Origin of the sequence: Mesorhizobium sp. M7A.F.Ca.CA.003.01.2.1 (genome assembly GCF_003998945.1) — a bacterium.
Lineage (GTDB): Bacteria > Pseudomonadota > Alphaproteobacteria > Rhizobiales > Rhizobiaceae > Mesorhizobium > Mesorhizobium ciceri.
Window position 1 is genome coordinate 1 of sequence record NZ_RZRA01000017.1, and the last position, 18,329, is coordinate 18,329.

An 18,329-nucleotide genomic window follows, 5' to 3' on the forward strand; every position below is an offset into this window, starting at 1 on the left:
CTTCCAACAGTTGCCGCAGTTCCCCTGGCTCGAATGCCATCATCGGTGGGGAGGCGGGTTCATCCTCCAGCAGCTGCCGCGGCTCTTCCTCGTGCGGCAAGCGCCTCCTTAGCCGGTCTTGCAGCGCCTGCCGATCGGCAACGAGGTTGTCGAGGGGCAGCGGCTCGTGGTCTGGCCGCTGCCCTTTCACCAATCGTTCAACCAGCGCCCACGTGCCCTCCAGGACAAATACGCCGCAATCATAATGGTTCGTCTGTCTGGCCATGGGGGCTGGCGCCAAGGTGGCATTCAGCAGTCCTGCGAGCTGTTTTGCAGGCACGTCGTTATATCCCTCTCGCTGGAGGGAGTCGTAGTGATAGGCGAACCGCCTTTCCGGGTCGCGGCGATCAACGAGCAGCAGCGACCAATGGGTGCCGGGGCTAGTAGCCGTGCCATTATTCACTGGCAAGAACAGGAAGTCGGCTGTGGCGTTGTTTTGATTATAGATGGACTGCAATATGCCTCGAGCGTCTTGCGGCGACGTGTGTCGCAGTAGATGGGATACGGAAGGATCCACCAGCCGAGTCCGGGCAGCGAGCGCCGGATTGATCCCCTGCAGTTGCCCCTCCAGCAAATTGTAATCTCTCTGGATATGGGCGTCGCTCAGCCATTCGGCGGCGCCGAGCACCCGCCCCGTTGCAACGTTGGACGGGGCTGTCGGATCGAGCGCCCCGATCTGAGCCCCAGAGGAACTGGTAGTCAGTGTGGTCACATCAACCAGTGGAAGGCCGCGGTAGGTGCCTGGCAGCCTAGCGGTTGCTGGCGAGGCGGGTTGGGGAGCTCTTGCCGGTGCCGCTGGCCCAGCTTCAGCAGCGGCCCCAACGCGCCTGGTGACTGCGTCTGCCGGATGAGCAGAAAGGACAGTTTCGCGCCCGAGCACAATGCGCGGCAGGATATCCCGGAGGTGAGCCAATGCAGAACTGATACTTAGCCTATTACCATAGGAGACAGCCTTGAAGCTCTCAACATCTTTATCCAGCGATTTGTCGTGAATCCGAGCCGCAATCCCAAGCTTGTTATTTTGACGCAGGTACTGACTAAAATGTCTAAGAAAATTTGTATAGCCGCCCACGGTATCTGGATTCCGTCCGGTCGCAGGCGCTGCCAGGTACTCCTTGGTCGAAGCGGCTCTGTAATTTCTAATGAGCTCGGCATCGTCAGGATAGGGGATCACGACAGGGCGAGCCATAATCGGGGCTCCGCCTGTCGACTTCTTGAGGTAACGCAGTGCGCCAGCCACGGTGGAGGAACCACCCGTACTCTCGTACTCCTTGAGATCCTGATCCAGCGACGAATGGTAAAGCCGAGCAGCAAACCCTGGCTTGTTGTTTTGAAGGAGCCACCGACTAAAGCCGAAAAGAGAATTTACATTGTAAGTGACCGTGTTCGCTTTGGCCTTACCCGCGTGGAATGCTGCCCTCAGCCCTTCGATAGCGGTCGCATCGTTGGAATAGACAGGACGCTTGTCGGCACCGTCGGGGACTACAATTGGACGATCCGGCTGCACTGTCGAGGGCATCGACCCACCACCTCCGGGATGCGGTGCTGGGGTGGATTCGTGCTCATCCCTCTGCCTGACGAGCTGCGCCTCACATTCCGGTGTAGCCACCTCATGAGGATCCTGCATCGGTTCGATCCCCTCCATCTCCTGCTGCAACCAAGCCAAAGCTTGGCGAGCGGCCTGCGCGGCTTCATCAACCGCGGAGGATGTCTCCACACCTCTGGCGGACGCCGGCAGAGCCTGCTCCGCCCGCCGTCGAAAGAGCTCTGGCGAGGCGGATTTCTCCGCCCACAATCTGGGCTGCGTAGCGAGTCCCCGTCCAGATTTATGTGGCACCGCCTCGCTTGGCAGCGGGCTGCTCCTGTCCCGTGCAGCTACCAGCTCCTCCGGGGCGCCCTGGTCGCCGTGGCGCCAGTTCAAGTGAGGGACGGCCTCTCCAAAGTCGGGCGCTTGGTGTTGGTGCGCGGTTGGGGCGAGAGACAATGGTAGATCGGTGCCCTCCTTATAACCTACCGGCAGGAGCTCCTCTGGCCAATCGAATCCCTGCTGTGGTGCGGTATGCTGAGCAGCGTCGCCACGGGGACGAGCCTCCATGCTGACCGCGTTTTCCAGATGATTCCCGAGTATAACGCGCGGCGGGTTCTTGCGGAGATAAACCAGCGCAGATTCGATCGGAGCTCCACCATTAGAGGAGGCGGCCTTGTAGCTCTCAACATCTTTATCCAGCGATTTATCGTAAATGCGACCCGCAATTCCGAGCTTGTCATTTTGACGTAGGTAATGACTGAAATGGTTAAGAGCAGTTGCGTAGCCGCTCGCGGATCTGAAATGTCTGGTGAGCGCGGCGTCGTCAGGATGGGGGTTCAGGACAGCGCGACCCACAATCGGGCCGGCTCCGCCCATCGACTTCATCAATTGACGCAGTGCGCCAGCCACGGTGGAGGAACCACCCCTACTCTCGTACTCCTCGAGATCCTGGCTCAGCGACGGATGGTAAAGCCGAGCAGCAAGCCCTGGCTTGTTGTTTTGAAAGAGCCAACGACTAAAGCCGAAAAGAGAATTTGTGCTGCGAGTGACCGTGTCCGGCCTGGCTTTACCCGCAAGGAGTGCTGACTTCAGCCCTTCGATGGCGGTGGCATCGTTGGAATAAACAGGACGCTTGTCGGCACCGTCGGGGACCACAATTGGACGATCCGGCTGCACTGTCGAGGGCATCGACCCGTCGAGATGCGGTGCTGGGGTGTATTCGTGCTCGTCCCCCTGCATCACAAGTTGCGCCTCCCGTTCCGATGTACCCACCTGATCGGTGGGGAGTTGCATCATCACGCGAGCGCCTGAGTTGCCAACCTCACCTGGTTGCCGCTCAGTGACAGCATGCTGCAGATTGCTTTGGATCCTCTGCCTCTTCGTTGGTCTCAACTCACCTTTACCATGCGAGCCATTGACGAGGACCTCCTCGCCTAGCGCACCCATCAACTCGTCCGCCGCCTGCAGTTCGCCCAAGTGCTGCTCAAAACCGGCTTGGCCGGCCTGTCCGCTTGCTCGTGCGGTACGGCGTGCTGCACCTGCAGCCAAGCTGCCACGATGAATGTCTAGTTTGTACGGGTGCACGCTATCCTCACTTCCACAGATCACATGAGCAACCTACTCAGGCAAGCTTTCGAGAGGCTGACGAGGTCCGCCGCCGCGGAAGGCGAAGGCTGGTTTTCTGCTCAGCGGTTGACGGCCTCGCGTGTTGCGGCCGCGCCGGGTATCACGCCAATCAATCTGAATAGTCGATGCGTCAAACGAACCAGGATGGGATTTTCGTAGCGGGGCTGCTCTACTCACTCTTGTCCTGAGGGCAGAATTCAACCATATCGCCGAGCAACTGGATGCCGATTGGATACCCGATCCGGAAAGCTTCAGCTCATATGTGACGCGAGGATGAGAATCGTGGCAGCTCCAGACCGACGGGCTGCCACCCACAGCGGCGATGACCGACGAGGGTCTTCTATTGCCAAGGCAATCGTCCGTTCGGGGACCTATGTGTTCCAATGCTCGTCGAGCGGATCGGTGGGCCGCACCGCCGTAGCGTTACGGCGAGCGGAAGCGGCGTTGGGTGCGGCTTTTCCCCTGAACGCTTCACACCAGGCTGATAGGGGATCTTGCAATCGCACACACGCGGTCTGCAGGCGTGCCTATCAAGCAGTTTGCTCAGACCAACGTCGCGGCGAGCCGATCCTCAATACGCAGCGCAAGTCCTAGACTCCACGATCGTCCTTCGGTGCAGATTTGCTCGCGCCTCGCCCTGATTACAGCTGATAAGGCGAGCTAACAATTGCAAGAGCCACAAGCTATTCCAGCTCGATCGGTTTGGTGTTCCAGTCGGGCGGGGTCTGACCGAGAATGTTGCGAACGAAGAAGTCTAGGAGTTTGCGCTCGGTGTAGGTGCCTAGAGTATGGTGATTGGCACCAGGAACGTAGACCATGTCAAAATCTTTTCCTGCCTTGATGAGTCGATCGGCAAGCTGGAACGAGCAAAACGGATCGACATTATCATCCATTTCGCCGACCGCGATCATCAGCTTGCCCTGCAGCCTGTGAGCATTGTCAACGGCGGAGGATTGCGAATATTCAATGCCGACCGGCCACCCCATCCAAAGTTCGTTCCACCAGGTCTTGTCTATCCTGTTGTCGAAGCAGCCGTTTTTGGCGACGGCGACCTTGTAGAAATCGGGGTGAAAGAGCAGCGCGCTGACTGCACTCTGGCCGCCGGCGGATGCGCCAAAAATGCCGACGTTGGATATGTCGTACCATGGATATTGCGCGGCCGCCGCCTTGTGCCACAGAATGCGATCGGGAAATCCTGCGTCCTTCAGATTCTTCCAAGCAACATCATGGAAGGCGCGGGAGCGGTTGTTGGTGCCCATGCCGTCGATCTGAGCAACGACGAAGCCCAGCTGCGTGAGCGGCTCTGTCCACCGCGAGAAGGATTTTGGGACGAAGGAGCCGTGGGGTCCAGCATAGATATTCTCCACAACCGGGTATTTCTTCGTCGGGTCGAAGTTGGCTGGCAGGTGGAGCACGCCCCAGATGTCAGTTTTGCCGTCGCGCCCCTTGGAATGGAAACTGAGCGGCGGCTGCCAGCCTGCGGCGACGAGCTCAGAAATGTCGGCCGTCTCGATCTGCTGGAGCTTGGCATTGTCGCTGGCGCGGTAGAGTGCCATGCGCGGGGGCAGATCGATGCGTGACCAGAGATCGACATAATAGCGCCTGTCAGGCGAGAACTCGATATGGTGGTTGGCCGGTTCGGGCGTCAGTGCAGTCAGTCCCTTGCCGTCAAAGCCGATGCGGTAAGCATGGACCCAATAGGGGTCCTCCTGCGAGTTCATCCCGCTCGCCTCGAACCAGATCTGACGCTTGACCGGATCGACATGGTTGACCCTCCGGACGACCCACTCACCTCGCGTGATCTGGTTTTCGAGCGCGCCTGTCCGGCCGTTGAAAAGATACAAATGCTCATACCCGTCGCGCTCTGATGCCCAGATGATCTCCTTCCCGTCATCGACATCGTAACGGAAGATTTTTCCGGCATCCTCCTGGCCATGCCCCAGCGGCAAATAATCAACGAATGTCTCGCTGGTCTCATCGATCAGGGAGCGCCCGCGGCCCGAGGCGGCGTCTACCTCGACCAGGCGATAAAGCTGATGCCCGCGCTGGTTATATTCGAAAGTGAAGCCGCGGCTGTCCGCCCACCACCGGAGAGGGGAAAGTTCGAAGACGTTCGAGAAGAGGGCACCGTCAATCACGATCTGGCGCCGGCCGGCAATGTCGAACAGGACTGGCTGGGGCAGCGGAAGGACATCGCCCGGCCTGGGATAGAATTTTGTTGAATATTCCCGCTCCAACTGGTCCGTCGAAGAATTGAGGTAGCGGACCTCTCGCCTATAGCCGGGGCGAACAAGGTAAGCGGCGAGGTGGCGCGAGTCCGGCGACCAGCTCAGCGTCGAAAAGACGTAGCAATTGCCTTCGGCTCCGTCCCGGCTCAGAGGAACATCCTGCAATCCGTCCTCGCTGCGCAGGAAAACGTTGCAGTTCTTGATATAGGCGATCCATTTGCCGTCGGGCGACGCGTTGCTCTTGTCGGGGTTGTTCTCCGCTGGCGGCGTGTAGCGGTGGCTGAGCTCCCTACGGTCCCCTTTCCTTGCATCGAATGTGGTGCTGGTACAGTCATAGCTTGCAAGGTCGCAGCTCCACCGGGTGTCTTCAATCTGGAAGTCGAGCCTGCGACCATCCTCACTCAGTTCGAAACGGTCGAACGGAAGATTGCCGGCTTGATAGCTCTCATGGCTCACCTTGTTTAGCGCTGCCGCCAGACGCGCCTGATCGAAAGCGGGCCGCTTGAAACCCGTGGCAGCATCGACCTGCATGAACTGCTGCTCGCCGTGGCTAGTCCGGCGGTAGACGAAGGCTTCACCCCCGGTCAGCCAGAAAGGCATTTTGGGGACATTGACAGTGAGCCCGCCATATCGATCGTTGATCGTAAGTGCGCGCTTGAAATCGGCCGGCGCTAGCGTCGGGTGTAAACTTTTCGAACCCTTGGCCAGCGTCTGAGTTGCCGATCGCCATGCGGCGCGCGTCAAAGCGCCGATCCTGGACATACCTGTTCACTTCTTTCGGTTTTCGGAATGCTAATTTTGAAGTTGGGTTCTCGTCGCCGGTCTGCAGCAGCGCCGAAGCGTCGCCTTGGAGGAGAGCCAGCACGCGGGTGCAGCCAGGCACGCGCAACAGGGGCGCTCCTTGGACATCCAGGCACTGGTTCGGGTGCCGATTGAAGAGTTGGCGTCCGCCGCCGAAACAACCAGGAAAGAGCGTCCATGCAGCCCTGACGCGACTATTTCCCCGCGAGTATGGCCGCTTGCTTTTCTGCATCATCTGAAAGGTCCTGCTCTAGTCGGGCCGGATGTCACCCCGGCAGAAATCATTGTGCTATTTCGACAATCTCCGAGCGATTGCCGCCGGCCCATGACGAGGTTTACCGATAGGGCGCAATATGCGTGCCAAAGGAAAAGCGGTTTAAATACACGGCAATCCGCCTATGTCGCATCCCCAACATCGTCGCACACCGGACAATGCCGGACGAAATTGTCCCGGGGCGTCAAATTGGTTTGATGGTGACCCAAGGAGTTCTGGCTTTATCTGAGGCGTTCGGCCTTTTTCGAAAGCCGGACTCTTCGCGCGTTTCCGACGGCCCGAAGCGCCTGATCAAAGCTGACGGCATTCCCGGGTCTTGGCCTTGCCACAGCAGCACCTGCTGCATCAATTCCGACGGACGCTGTAGAACACCTGCAACACACGGCCCGCAGCAATTTCTCCGGCGCAACGCTGGGGCGACCGCCTTTGGCACTGCAGGCGTACATGCCGGAAAGGATGCCGTCTAGCCGCACCAGCGCTCCATTGATCATCAGCCGGTGCGGGCACCAGGATGACCGGCTGGAACGAAATCTTCCAACCGCTTCATCGTGAACAGCTGCTCCATGAACACATCGCTCCCGTCAATCGAGCCGTCTCGCCAGGGGGATCAATAGTCTGTCTTTGGCGTAGGTATTTCAGCAGCCTGCTGTTAGCGTGCGGACGACGCCGACATCAACCGGCGGACAAATGCGACGAGGGCAACAAGCGCGCCTGACGCAACGCCGCCAGATCAGCCGAGCCCGTGCAGAAGCAGGCGACGGCCAACTGGCGGATGACGATCTCGAAATGCGCGACAACGGCCCCGGTGGACACTGTCGCCGCGCCCAGCACGCTGGCCGCCTGCCCGGCGATGTCCGCGCCCAGGCGGATGGCCTTGGCCACGTCGACGCCATCGCGGATCCCGCCCGACGCGATCAGCTTCACCGTTGGCAGCGCCCGACGCACCGCCTGCACGCTGGTCAGGGTGGAATCCCCCAATCGGCGAATGACATCGCCACTGCACGGTCGGCGGCATTGCGGGCGCGCTCGCCCTCCACTGCGGCCCAACTGGTGCCGCCGGCGCCGGCGACATCGATTACCGCCACGCCCGCCTCGACGAGCGCACAGGCACCGAGGCGGACAGGCCCGCCCCCACTTCCTTGGCCACCATCGGCACGCCCACGATGCGCGCGGCGCCAGCGATCAGCGCCAGGACGCCGCGCCAGTTCGCGGTCGCCCTCCGGCTGTACCGCTTCCTGCAGCGGATTGAGATGGACGATGAGCCCATCGGCCTCCAGCGCGTCCACCGCGCGACGCGCCAGGTCCAGGCCGTCGGCCTCCCGCAGTTGCGCGGCGCCGATATTGGCCAGCAAGGGAATGTCTGGCGCCAGGCGGCGCAGCGCGCGCGTTAGCCCCTGGGAGTTGCGGGATTGCAGGCTCACACGCTGCGAACCGCACATGGCGATCCCCAAGGCTTGCGCTGCCTCGCTCAAATGCCGGTTGATGGCCTCGGCCCGTGGCATGCCGCCGGCCATAGAGCTGATCAGCAGCGGCGCGCGCATAGCCTTGCCCAGCAGCGAGGCGCGCAGGTCGATCTGCGTCAGGTCCAACTCGGGCAGTGCGCAGTGTTCGAGATGGATGTACTCCCAGCCAGCGGCCACCGTGGCCGGCGCCGTTCGCCGATCCAGCACGATGTCCAGATGTTCGTCCTTCCCCGGCTCAGGGCGGTGTCGCTCATGCTCGCTCCATCCGTAGCAGCGGGCGACGGCGTTGCGTCGGATCGAACCGACGGCAGCGCGCCCAAGCCGCCGCCTCCGGCGCGTCCAGGCCGACGCACGCTGGCCTCCCCCTGCAGCGTCGCTGCGATAGCGGCTGGTCGAAGTCTGGTAGTACTGCGCGCGGATCGCCGCCATCGCCTCGATCAACGGTCCCCACGGCGCGGGAAAGCATTCTTCCGCCATCACCCGGTGCAGCATGCGCGTATGGCCGGCCAACTCGTCGTTGAGGAACTCAACCACAGGCATAGCCGGATAGCGCTGCAGAAGCAGGATCGCCGCGTTATCGCCGGCCGACCTGTCCTTGTCGCGTCCATGCAGATCGTTCTGCAGGCGCCCTATCACTGAGATGAGCCGCAGGACCTGGCGAAACGCTGGACGCGCGCGCAAGGTCGCCATGTCCAGCCCCCACAGCAGCGACAGGCAACAGAACACGGTCCCGTAAGCGATCGAATCGATGCCGTTGTGCAGGTACTCGGCGTAAGACCAGCGTCGCGCCCCTGCCGCCTGCGCGTGTCCGGCGCGCAGCGCCGCGCAGTAGCACCGGGTATAGTCGAGAAGCCGAGCATAGTCGTGACGATCGTAAGCGAGCGCAGCCAGCGAAGCGCGCAGCTGAGCGCAGCCCTCGAATCCGGAGAGCACGCACGGTACGCCGTGCCCCAGCGCCTGCTCCAGGGCGGCGAGCTGCTCCGGCGCGATCAGGCCAACGTCGTTGCAATCGTCTAGCCAGAACAGCAGCGCCAGTTCGCGATAGAACGCCACGATCAGCGTTTCGTCCTGCGGATCGCGGCCGGTGCGGGCGCTGGTGTCGCGCAGGCTCGGGTGAATGCGTTGCAGGATATACTGGCCGCCCCTTACCGCTTCCTCAGCATGCTCATCCGCGAAACCGGTCAGGGCACGCCCCCACTCAAGCACCTGCTGCAGCGCGCGTTCGGTCTGGATCATGGCGCCGCCCCTGCTCCCTCGGCTACGACGCGCCGCCCACAACGAAGCGCCAGCCACAACCCGGCGAGACCGCATCTCCGCGCCATAACGGCGATCGCGAAGTTATCGATCCGATTGCCAGTTGCTGATGCAAGCTCTTGTGAACGGCCGTTAGGACCGGCCCGCAGCCTCGCCGGCAGTATCGAGCAATCCGCTTGCGCCGGCTCGCCATAGCAGGCGAGGACGGCAAGGTCGCCGGCGGCAAACGCACGCGAGCACATTGCAAGCGACATCCGCGAACGCGGCGCCGACTGGTCAGCCTCCGCCTCGGTGCCCGCATATGTCCGCGAGTCGAGCAGCGCCTTCGCCACGAAATGAGCAGAACGCCTTACGAGCATCGACCGCCGGCTGCTGCGCATGCGCGATGATGAGGCATGGTCTCGCAGCGGACCCGTTCCGACAGATGCTGCACCAGGGACGAGGCGACCTTATCCAACAAGGCACCACTTGCGCTGTTTGTGGAGACGAGCGTCGGCTGCATCCATGCGGCTGCTTGAGTGGTGAAGACTCTGAACGACGGTTCCTACGGCGCTGCCGGCGCAATCGGCTGCTTGGGGGACGCGTGACGCAGTCAAAGCTCCCCTTGCCAAGCACGGAGCAGGCGAGTGAGAGAGCAGATGAATAGGCGTGTCGCCAATATTTTTGCATTGCTCTAATCGATTATAGTTGTGAGGAGCAATTTGAGACCATTTACTTGCGGCTCAAGTCACCCATAAAAGAAGGCAAGCACCGATTCGGTAGCTTATCCCCTGTCTTTCGCGTACTCGCGGCCGTGGCGCCGGGTGAACGATTGAAGACCGCCGGTCTCACTCGCAGGTGGGCGCCAGGGCGTGGGGCGGTTGGCAAGCCACAGGAGTAGGACAATGTCGAAGGATTCGGGTAAGGGCGATAATCACGGCGGCGGACCGGGCAAGATCGAGATCACGGTGGTGGTGAACGGCCAGCCCACGCAGGTCGAAGCCAATCCCAACCAGCCGCTTCACGTCATTCGTACCAAAGCCCTTGAGAACACGCAGAATGTCGCCCAACCAGCCGAGAATTGGGAATTCAAGGATGAGGCCGGCAACTTGCTCGATGTCGACAAGAAGCTTGGCGACTTCGGTTTCCCGAATACTGTGACCCTGTTCCTCAGCCTGAAGGCGGGCGTCGCAGGTGCCTAAACACCAAAGTGTGGATCCGGAGGTCTCCCGAGCGAAGTTTGATCGGGAGATCGGCCGGTTCCGGCCATATGCTGATGTCTATCGGGCTCAGGGCTGCTTCTTGATCGAGGCGACCTTTCCGCGCGCTTTCTTCATTTTCGCCAGCCCCAAGTTAAAGCCACGGGTGGTCAGCGCAGCGAGCGAGGTCGACTTCACCGACTACGACTTAAGACCACCGTCCGTGGTCTTCGTCGATCCGTTTACGCGTCATCCGATTGCCCGGAAAGATCTATACCTGAAAATGCTTAGACGTCCGCCGCTGCCCGGAACGCCGCCGGAGATGATAGGAGCTCTCATCCAGCAGAACGCCGTGCCGCTGACGGACTTCATCCAGGCCAACAGTCCCGAGGACGAACCATTCCTGTGCATGGCGGGCGTCCGGGAATACCACGACAATCCAGCCCATTCAGGTGATCCATGGCTGCTTCATCGGGGTTCTGGCGAAGGCTGTTTGGCCTTCATCCTGGACAAGATCATCAAGTACGGAATCGTTCCTATAGAGCAGTTGCAGATTCAACTCCAACCGACAATCGTAGGAATGGTGGTATCCCCTCAGGCGATACAAGAATGACTGGTTTGAGAGATGTAACGATCGTGACTCTCCCGCGCGGCTGCATCTCGACCACGCATGGGCATCTGCGCTCAGTTGGTCGCGAGGGCAATGAGGGGATGGCGCTCTGGGTCGGCGTTCAGCAAGAGCGGCACTTTGCCGTAACAGAGACGGTTATCCCGGCGCAGCGTCACATTCGGACAAACGATGGCGTTTGCGTGATCGTTGCGGCCGAAGAACTGCACCGGCTCAATGTCTGGCTCTACAAAAGCGGCCTGAAACTCTTGGCCCAGATTCACAGCCATCCGGGCCGCGCCTACCATTCGACGACGGACGACGCTTATGCGGTTGCTACCACGGTTGGGTGTCTGTCGCTGGTAGTGCCGAATTTCGCCCGCGAGCCTTTCGATTTTGCTCGGGTCGCCGCCTATCGGCTTGACGAAAAGGCCAAATGGAATGCGCTCCCTCCCGTGGCACTGTCGCGAATGATCATGATATCGAGTTGAACAATGGCATTCGCTAACTTCATCGATCGCGCCGCCACGGCGGCATCTCAGGTCCTGGCCGATTTTCATCTGGGAGACTTCAAAGCAGCTCTTGAAAAGCAGGTCGTGGCAGTCGCCTTCGACCATCAGGCCGCTTCCTGCGCCGAAGGCCAGGCGACACTAGATCTTGCGGTGAGATTGCTCGCTAGGCTCTACCCGGTTCTGGCGATACTCCCGCTGGACAGCGCGGCGAGCTCTCAAGCCCAAGCGCTGGAGCGCTTGGCAAAGTCGATCAATCCAAAAGTCGGCATCCGGCGTTCCGGCAAGTCTGCCACCGTCTGCGTCGTTGCAGGGGTAACGCGCCCATCACTCCGGTGCCCGATCTTTTTCGTGGGATCGGACGGTTGGGCGGCAAAGCTGTCGCGTACGGACCCGGTGGGCTCTGGCCCAAGTCTGCTGCCTTATGGAGCTGGCGCCGCCAGTTGCTTCGGCGCCGCCAACGTCTTTCGAACTATCTTCGCTGCCCAGTTGACCGGCGCCGAGTTGGACGAAACCATCGACCTCTCGCTATGCAGCTACGACAAGACCAAAGCCGGAGAGCCTGGCCCGATCGACTTCCCAGTCGACCTTGGCGAAACCCACCTCGTTGGGCTCGGTGCGATAGGCCATGGCTCGCTTTGGGCGCTAGCGAGACAACCCGATCTCAAAGGTCGTCTGCATGTAATCGATCACGAAGCGATCGAACTCTCAAACCTGCAGCGCTACGCATTGGCTGGCCAGGCGGAGATTGGTATGTCCAAAGCGGTTCTTGCAGCCACCGCCCTTAGATCGACTGCCCTTGAGGTCGAGGCGCACCCTCTGACGTGGGCAGAATATGTTGCGCGCCGGGGCAATTGGGTCTTCGACCAAGTGGGTGTGGCGCTTGACACCGCCGCCGACCGTCTGGCTGTCCAAGGTGCACTGCCGCGATGGATCGCAAACGCTTGGACGCAGGAGCACGATCTCGGTATCTCCCGGCATGGTTTCGATGACGGCCAGGCTTGCCTTTGTTGCATGTACCTGCCATCCGGAAAATCCAAGGACGAGCACCAGCTGATTGCCGAGGAACTCGGAATACCGGAAGCACACGAGCAGGTGAAAACGCTCCTGCAGACCAATGCCGGAGTTCCCAACGACTTTGTAGTTCGCGTGGCTACAGCGATGGCTGTGCCGTTTGAACCGCTAGCCCCGTTTGTCGGCCAGCCCCTGCGCTCCTTTTATCAGCAGGCTATCTGCGGCGGTCTGGTGTTCCAGCTTAGCGAAGGAAGTCGCCGCGTTCGAACTGTGGTTCCGATGGCCTTTCAGTCGGTGCTTGCCGGGATTATGCTTGCCGCGGATTTGGTCAAACATAGTGCGGGGTTTCCCATGAGCCCGACGACGAGCACTCGGGTGAATCTTCTGCGCCCCCTTGGCTCTCACTTGCACGATCCGAAGGCCAAGGACTCCAGCGGCCGCTGCATCTGTAGCGACGACGATTTCATTGCCGCTTACAGGCGCAAATACGGCGAGCGCGTTGATCAGGTAAGCGATGTCTCGGCCGCCTAAACAGACGCGCACCTCTCCGTAGACGCAGGGGGCGCGGCTTGTGGGCGTGACCATGGGCGCCATTATCACACGCTTGGCCCGCTCCTTTGCCGGCCTATCGTCCTCCGCGCATGATCCCTGTTGCCGACGTGATGATCCAGCACCAGCCGCCATGGCACCAGAGGCTGGTCAAACCTCCGTTGTTGGCCGATTTGGACAGTGCTGCATCAGGTCTCGACCGACGTCTCGACAGTCAGGGCTGCTTCGACGGGTGTGAAGATGTCAACATCGACCCCAGGCGCCCGCATCGTCACAATCAGGGCGTACCGAGCCAGAGCGTCGACGCGTTCCAGGTAAGGCTTCTCCTTCCACCAGCCCCCGACCGGGAACACGCCGATCGCATCACGCTCGGCGAGATCGGCGGCGCTGCCCGACCAGAAATCGGCGTGCAACGAGCCGCGATCGCGGAAGGTGCCGAGCAGCCACTCTTCTCCGCCTCCAGCAGGCGCCCCTTCCTCCTCGTCCCGAGCGGCCTGATTGATGCGGGCTCGGAATTCGTCGACTGTCTCGGTCGCTGACTTTACTCTGAACCGAAGACCATGGGACGCGTAACGATGCCGGCGGGTCCATCCGCGTTCACCGGGGTTGGGTTCGATGAAATAGGACAGCGTGACGCGGAGCTCGACCTGGGCAGCGCCGAGCGCCGCGAGCTGCTCCTTCGGCCAAGGCAGGCGATGCAGCTTCATGTCACGCGTTTTGGCAGCCGCGCCGCCCTCGCGCTGGAAAGGCTGAAGCTCATCTTCAACGATAAGCGTGAGGTCGTTCACCGTTGACAGAAGCGCGCGCCCAAGATCTGGCACGCCGTAACCATAGCGCCGCACGAGCGCCTGGATCTCGCCCTTCGCTCCGTTGCACGCATCGATGCGTGCGCGCATCGCCGGAGTCCATTCGGCCGAGTGGACGATCAGGGCGCGAACCGTTTCAGGCCACAGCTCGGGGCGCGCTGATAGAATTAGTCCCGCCATCCGTGCGGCATGGGCCGTTGCCGCGCTCGTATCTCCGAGGGTGGTGAAGTGGCGCAGTTCGGGTCGATAGAAAGTGGTCAATATCTGCAGATCGTCGATCGGCTCGCCAGGCAACACACCGTCATGGGCGAGATTGCCGCCTTCGAAGACGACCTCGGGCTTCACCGGCCACTGCCTGTCCCAAACGACCGAAGTGCGACTGCGCGGCGAGAGCTCGCCGACCGGCGCGATCGGAGCGTAGCCCGCAAAGTCGGTGTCAATGATATCGACCTTTTCTGTGAAAGCGCCGACCGTCAGCGCATTCCAGGCCTGAGAAGGATCATCGACTGCTTCCAGATCGTTGCGCGTCAAATGCTCGGCCGGCATGAGGTCATCGCCGATGTTGCCGGCAGAGAGAACGATCAAGCGTCGCTGCTCCTCTTCGAAACAGAGTTGGTCGATAGCGGCAGACCACGATGTGGGCCTTCCACGCGCCGGACTGGCGCTTGTCACAGCCATTGCGATCGCGCGGCGGCGCTCCGGCGCCTGCACCTCGGCGCGGGCGATCGCTTCCGCGGTGATCGAGCCATAGAGTTCTGGATCGTTTGCCTCGTCTTCTGGCGGAAGGATACGGACACTCTCCAGCCGAAAGGGCAATGGAACTGGATCGCCTCCGACCAGGAGCGGGACCAGATCACCGTACAGGCCGACACCTGCCATTCGCGTCCCGTGGCCGCTCCACGCAGGTGTGTCGTCGCTGCCCCATGCCGGTTTGACGGTGTGCCAGTCTTCAACGGCAAGTGCGGGTTCGATCAACGGGTGGGTGCGACGTACGCCGCTGTCGAGAATGCAGACCGCAATATCGGATTGAGGCGGTCTGACGCGCCCGAGAAGCTCGTCGCTCCAGTCCCTTTGCTCCGCGCCGCCAAGGCCCATGAAGAAGGACGGCGTATCCTTCGCGCGCCGCAGCTCGGCGACGACATCGCTGTGCGCAATCATGCGGTCGAGCATTGCCGTGCTGGCGAGTGCCAGCATGACCACCCGCTCCGGAAACCTGACCGCATGCGTGCGCAAAGTGATGTTCAGGGCTTCGGCAATGTGCTCGAAGTTCTCGCGGCGACCGTCGCGCAGCCAGACTTCCCACCACACCTGCTCGTCAGCGGCCTGGGGGAAGAGGTCGTCGTGGTCGGTAAACAACGATCGTGCAGTCGCCAGCCTGACTGTCTCCATGCGGGAGACGAGCGGCTCGTTGCGCGGTCTGCCGCGGTCAGTGTCAACGTCTCGATACGCCTCGACTTTCCGCAAATAATAGGCTTGCGCGCTTTGCGGCAGGAACACCGACGCTGTGATGGGAGCACCGGGTTGAGTTGGCTCATGGACGGCGACCAGCTCCATGTGCTGGCGACGATCGGCCAACTGGTCGAGGGCCGCCCGTCCGGACATGGGCAGATCGATCTCGAGGTAAAAGCCAGGCGTGCCGACCGACAGCTGGGGGTCACGCGCCGCAATCTGCTGGCGTGCACTTTCGACCGCTTGTTCGATGGATTGCGTCAAGGCCGCAGCATGCGACGCCCGATCACGCGCCGGCAGCGGCGGTGCATGTATAAGTTGGTTGGGCCGCCGATAGGCTTCCCGAATGCCGTTGTTGCGAAGGTGGATATGGGCGCGGTCGCGCGGAAAATCGTCTGCCATTATGATCTGTGCTGTCGCTACTCAGACAGCGAAGCCTGCCGGCGTTCCTTCAGAGCGTCGATGAGCGCTTCCGAGGTGATCCGCTTCCCCCCCCGCAATATGATGGTTTTTGCAGCGTCGTCGGCCGCGCGGGTGATCTCGGCCTGCGACAGTCTCTCTGCCTGAGAGATCGCCTCGTTCCAGGCAAGCCCTCTGGTGTCGAAGCGGTCGAGTCGAGCCCGAAGCAGCGCCTCGATAATCGGCCGATCGGGCACGGCGTATTCGATGACATCGTCGAAACGGCGGAACAAAGCTCTGTCGAGCAGCTCGGGATGATTTGTTGCCGCAATAATCAGGCTGTGGCTGTCGTCTTGCTCGAGAAACTGCAGAAACGAATTCAGCACGCGCCGAATCTCGCCAACATCCTGGCGTTCGCCTCGACGCGCGCCGATGGCATCGAATTCGTCAAAGAAGTAGACGCCCCGCGTCGCCTGCATTGCATCAAAAACAAGCCGCAGCTTTCCGGCAGTCTCTCCCATGAACTTGGTGATCAAACCATCGAGGACGATCATGAAAAGGGGCAGATGAAGCTCCCCGGCCAATGCCGATGCGGTCATCGTCTTGCCTGATCCTGGCGGGCCGACCAGAAGCAGTTTGCGACGGGGAACAAGCCCGTGCTCGCGCAAGCTTGCTTGTTGGCGCTGCTCTCCCAGCACGCGGTGCAGGCGCGAGCGCAGACTGTCCGGCAAAATCATGTCCGTCAGTCGCAGGTCCGGATAGCGCACATGCAGGAGGCCTGCGAGTTCGCCCTTTGGCTGAAAAAGGGGAACCGGCCGACTGCTCTTGGCAATCCGGGCGTCCCTGCTCTTGGCTGCGTCGACCAGATCCTTGAGCTCCTGAGCAAGCTTGCCATGGCCTTGACGTGCCTCATGCGCAGCAAGCTGCATCGCGATAGAGAGGAAACGATCCTCGTCGCCGGCAATGTGGCTTTTAAGCAGCGTCACGATATGGCGGGCCGTGGTCATGGCTCTCTTCTGGGGTATCCGTTTACTTGGCGAAGCGCATGCAACCTAAACGCTTTCAACGGCGATTTGTAACGCGCAATGGTGTTTTTTCTCTTGTCGATGTTCGCCCGTGGCAACTTCAGCGGTGAACTGTTGCGCCGCGGTCATAGGCCAGCCGGAATAACGCCGGCCAGCAGACAACAGTCCGCATCTTCGAGCGCTCGAAGTCTGGCCACTCACGCAGCGTGTCGGGTCCGAACGCTCCAAAGCCGCCCCGCCTGGCAGGTCCATGCGACCGATTGCGGGCGTGCGGCCATAAGGTCTACGCGGGCTCGCATGGCTGCCCGCGCCGCTGGCTAAAAAGCTGTACACCATCTCACGAAACACCAGGTCCGCTCCTTTGCCGGCCGACGGTCCATGAAATCCCCTCCCCACTCACGACACCGGAGACCTCCTTGCCCACATGGCGCTCAAGCACCGGCCGCCATGGCACCAGCGTGAACTCGCGCGACTTTTCAACGACGGCATATTTTCCGCTGGCAAGCTCGACGGAGCGGCGGAGCGTACCCTCTACTCGTCCTCCGAATCGCGCTTCGGCATAGGGCAGGCCAAGTTCCTCCGACAGTTGGCCAGCAACACGGTTCAGTTCTCGCTGGCGCAGGATCGAAAGCATGTTGGCTCGATAGACGATCCCATCCTGTTCTTTATGCGCGAGGCCTTGCGCGATCAGCCACTGCCGCCGGCGAGCTTGCGCCTCTCTCACGTCGCGGCCGAAGCCGGATCCGTGCAAAGGCTCGGGTCTATCGGCAACCAGCTCCCGGTCGAGCCAGGTGGCGCCGTTGAAGCTGACCTGTCGCTCCAGCGCCATTGAGGAGAGCTTGTCGGCAACGACAGGCTCGGCCCTGGCCCGCTGGCCCTCATAATTCGCGACGCGATCGAGATGGTCCGGCGCGATGAGCCAGGTGCCGTTCGGCTCTCGCTCAACGCCGCCGGTCGCGCGGCGGATCGCCTCCAGCCGCCGCACATGCGTTCGCGCAAAGCTCTCGGTGGCGGATGGGTCATGCTTCAGGTGCATATCGACGTCGTAACGGCCGCCATGCGCGGCGGCGATTTCGGCGATGGTACGATCGACCTGCCTCGGCTCGGTGTTCCTTGGCGCGACACGCACGATGCAGCCATTAGGCATCGTTTCCATCGCCTCGCCTCTACCGATGTTGATCCAATGGCTCTTACCGTCGACGGCGTCGACGATCATGTAATGGCGGTCATTGATCTCGTCGGCCAGTCCACGCGCGACAACGCGACCGACGAGAGACTGGACGGGCTCGCCGGATCGATCGTGGATCACCCAGTCGGCGGCCCTGCGGGCAAGCCCCTTGCCGGTCAGTTCGCGGTGCATGGTCTTGATGATGTCGCCGCGTTCGCCGGTGCGGCGCAGCGTGGCTTCGAGCTCATCGTCGAGGCGCCAGGAGCCAGCGCCGACCTCCGCGGCCAGACCCATCCGCTCGAGCTTGCGCAGCCGTCCCTGGTGCAGCGTCTGGCGAATGGCGTCGGGACCGCCCGGCGAGACCAGGCCGTCATCATCACGCATGCTGAGCAGCCGACGGTCGATGCTGGTG

9 protein-coding genes and 3 pseudogenes are annotated in these 18,329 nt (G+C 61.4%); 4 read left to right on the forward strand and 8 right to left on the reverse strand.

What is annotated here, in order from left to right; translation table 11 throughout:
• The 5 genes and pseudogenes from EN969_RS01945 to EN969_RS01960 form a co-directional block, all read right to left on the reverse strand.
• Positions 1-3,043, reverse strand: a 3,043-nt coding sequence (locus EN969_RS01945) for a Ulp1 family isopeptidase (protein ID WP_245467406.1), incomplete at its 3' end; no start/stop codon positions are given.
• Between the two features lie 833 nt (positions 3,044-3,876).
• The gene (locus tag EN969_RS01950; protein WP_063169235.1) at positions 3,877-6,183 is read right to left on the reverse strand and encodes a S9 family peptidase; all 2,307 of its coding nucleotides are present in this window, start codon (positions 6,181-6,183) and stop codon (positions 3,877-3,879) included.
• 667 nt (positions 6,184-6,850) lie between these two features.
• A pseudogene (locus tag EN969_RS35790) lies at positions 6,851-7,082 on the reverse strand (IS5/IS1182 family transposase); the annotation flags it as partial.
• Positions 7,083-7,168: 86 nt separating this feature from the next.
• Positions 7,169-8,213: pseudogene (gene fni / locus EN969_RS01955) on the reverse strand (type 2 isopentenyl-diphosphate Delta-isomerase).
• 88 nt (positions 8,214-8,301) lie between these two features.
• Positions 8,302-9,195 (reverse strand): annotated as a pseudogene (locus tag EN969_RS01960) (hypothetical protein); the annotation flags it as partial.
• Between the two features lie 902 nt (positions 9,196-10,097).
• Between EN969_RS01960 and EN969_RS01970 the strand changes: the two are divergent.
• The 4 genes from EN969_RS01970 to EN969_RS01985 are packed head-to-tail and all read left to right on the forward strand — an operon-like array spanning position 10,098 to position 13,052.
• Entirely contained in the window at positions 10,098-10,394 is a 297-nt protein-coding gene (locus EN969_RS01970) for a DUF2604 domain-containing protein (protein WP_024505654.1), read from the forward strand.
• Positions 10,387-11,004, forward strand: coding sequence for a putative metal-binding protein (locus EN969_RS01975; protein WP_024505653.1), 618 nt, complete (start codon positions 10,387-10,389; stop codon positions 11,002-11,004). Before EN969_RS01970 ends, EN969_RS01975 begins: the two co-directional genes overlap by 8 nt.
• Positions 11,001-11,489, forward strand: a complete 489-nt coding sequence (locus tag EN969_RS01980) for a Mov34/MPN/PAD-1 family protein (RefSeq protein WP_127418973.1) — start codon at positions 11,001-11,003, stop codon at positions 11,487-11,489. Before EN969_RS01975 ends, EN969_RS01980 begins: the two co-directional genes overlap by 4 nt.
• Positions 11,490-11,492: 3 nt before the next feature.
• Positions 11,493-13,052 (forward strand): E2 ligase fold family C protein, encoded by a 1,560-nt coding sequence (locus EN969_RS01985; RefSeq protein WP_024505651.1) that lies wholly within the window; start codon positions 11,493-11,495, stop codon positions 13,050-13,052.
• Positions 13,053-13,258: 206 nt separating this feature from the next.
• Here EN969_RS01985 and EN969_RS01990 read toward each other — a convergent pair whose 3' ends face one another.
• The 3 genes from EN969_RS01990 to EN969_RS02000 all read right to left on the reverse strand — a co-directional run.
• Positions 13,259-15,727 (reverse strand): S8 family peptidase, encoded by a 2,469-nt coding sequence (locus EN969_RS01990; RefSeq protein WP_063169237.1) that lies wholly within the window; start codon positions 15,725-15,727, stop codon positions 13,259-13,261.
• Positions 15,728-15,744: 17 nt separating this feature from the next.
• The gene (locus EN969_RS01995; RefSeq protein ID WP_024505649.1) at positions 15,745-16,731 is read right to left on the reverse strand and encodes an ATP-binding protein; all 987 of its coding nucleotides are present in this window, start codon (positions 16,729-16,731) and stop codon (positions 15,745-15,747) included.
• Positions 16,732-17,086: 355 nt separating this feature from the next.
• Positions 17,087-18,329, reverse strand: a 1,243-nt coding sequence (locus tag EN969_RS02000; protein ID WP_127418974.1) for a DUF3363 domain-containing protein, incomplete at its 5' end; no start/stop codon positions are given.

Coding starts and splice junctions, on each gene's coding strand:
- EN969_RS01950 (WP_063169235.1), bottom strand. CDS start 6,183: ATGTCCAGGATCGGCGCTTTGACGCGCGCCGCATGGCGATCGGCAACT.
- EN969_RS01970 (WP_024505654.1), top strand. CDS start 10,098: ATGTCGAAGGATTCGGGTAAGGGCGATAATCACGGCGGCGGACCGGGC.
- EN969_RS01980 (WP_127418973.1), top strand. CDS start 11,001: ATGACTGGTTTGAGAGATGTAACGATCGTGACTCTCCCGCGCGGCTGC.
- EN969_RS01985 (WP_024505651.1), top strand. CDS start 11,493: ATGGCATTCGCTAACTTCATCGATCGCGCCGCCACGGCGGCATCTCAG.
- EN969_RS01990 (WP_063169237.1), bottom strand. CDS start 15,727: ATGGCAGACGATTTTCCGCGCGACCGCGCCCATATCCACCTTCGCAAC.
- EN969_RS01995 (WP_024505649.1), bottom strand. CDS start 16,731: ATGACCACGGCCCGCCATATCGTGACGCTGCTTAAAAGCCACATTGCC.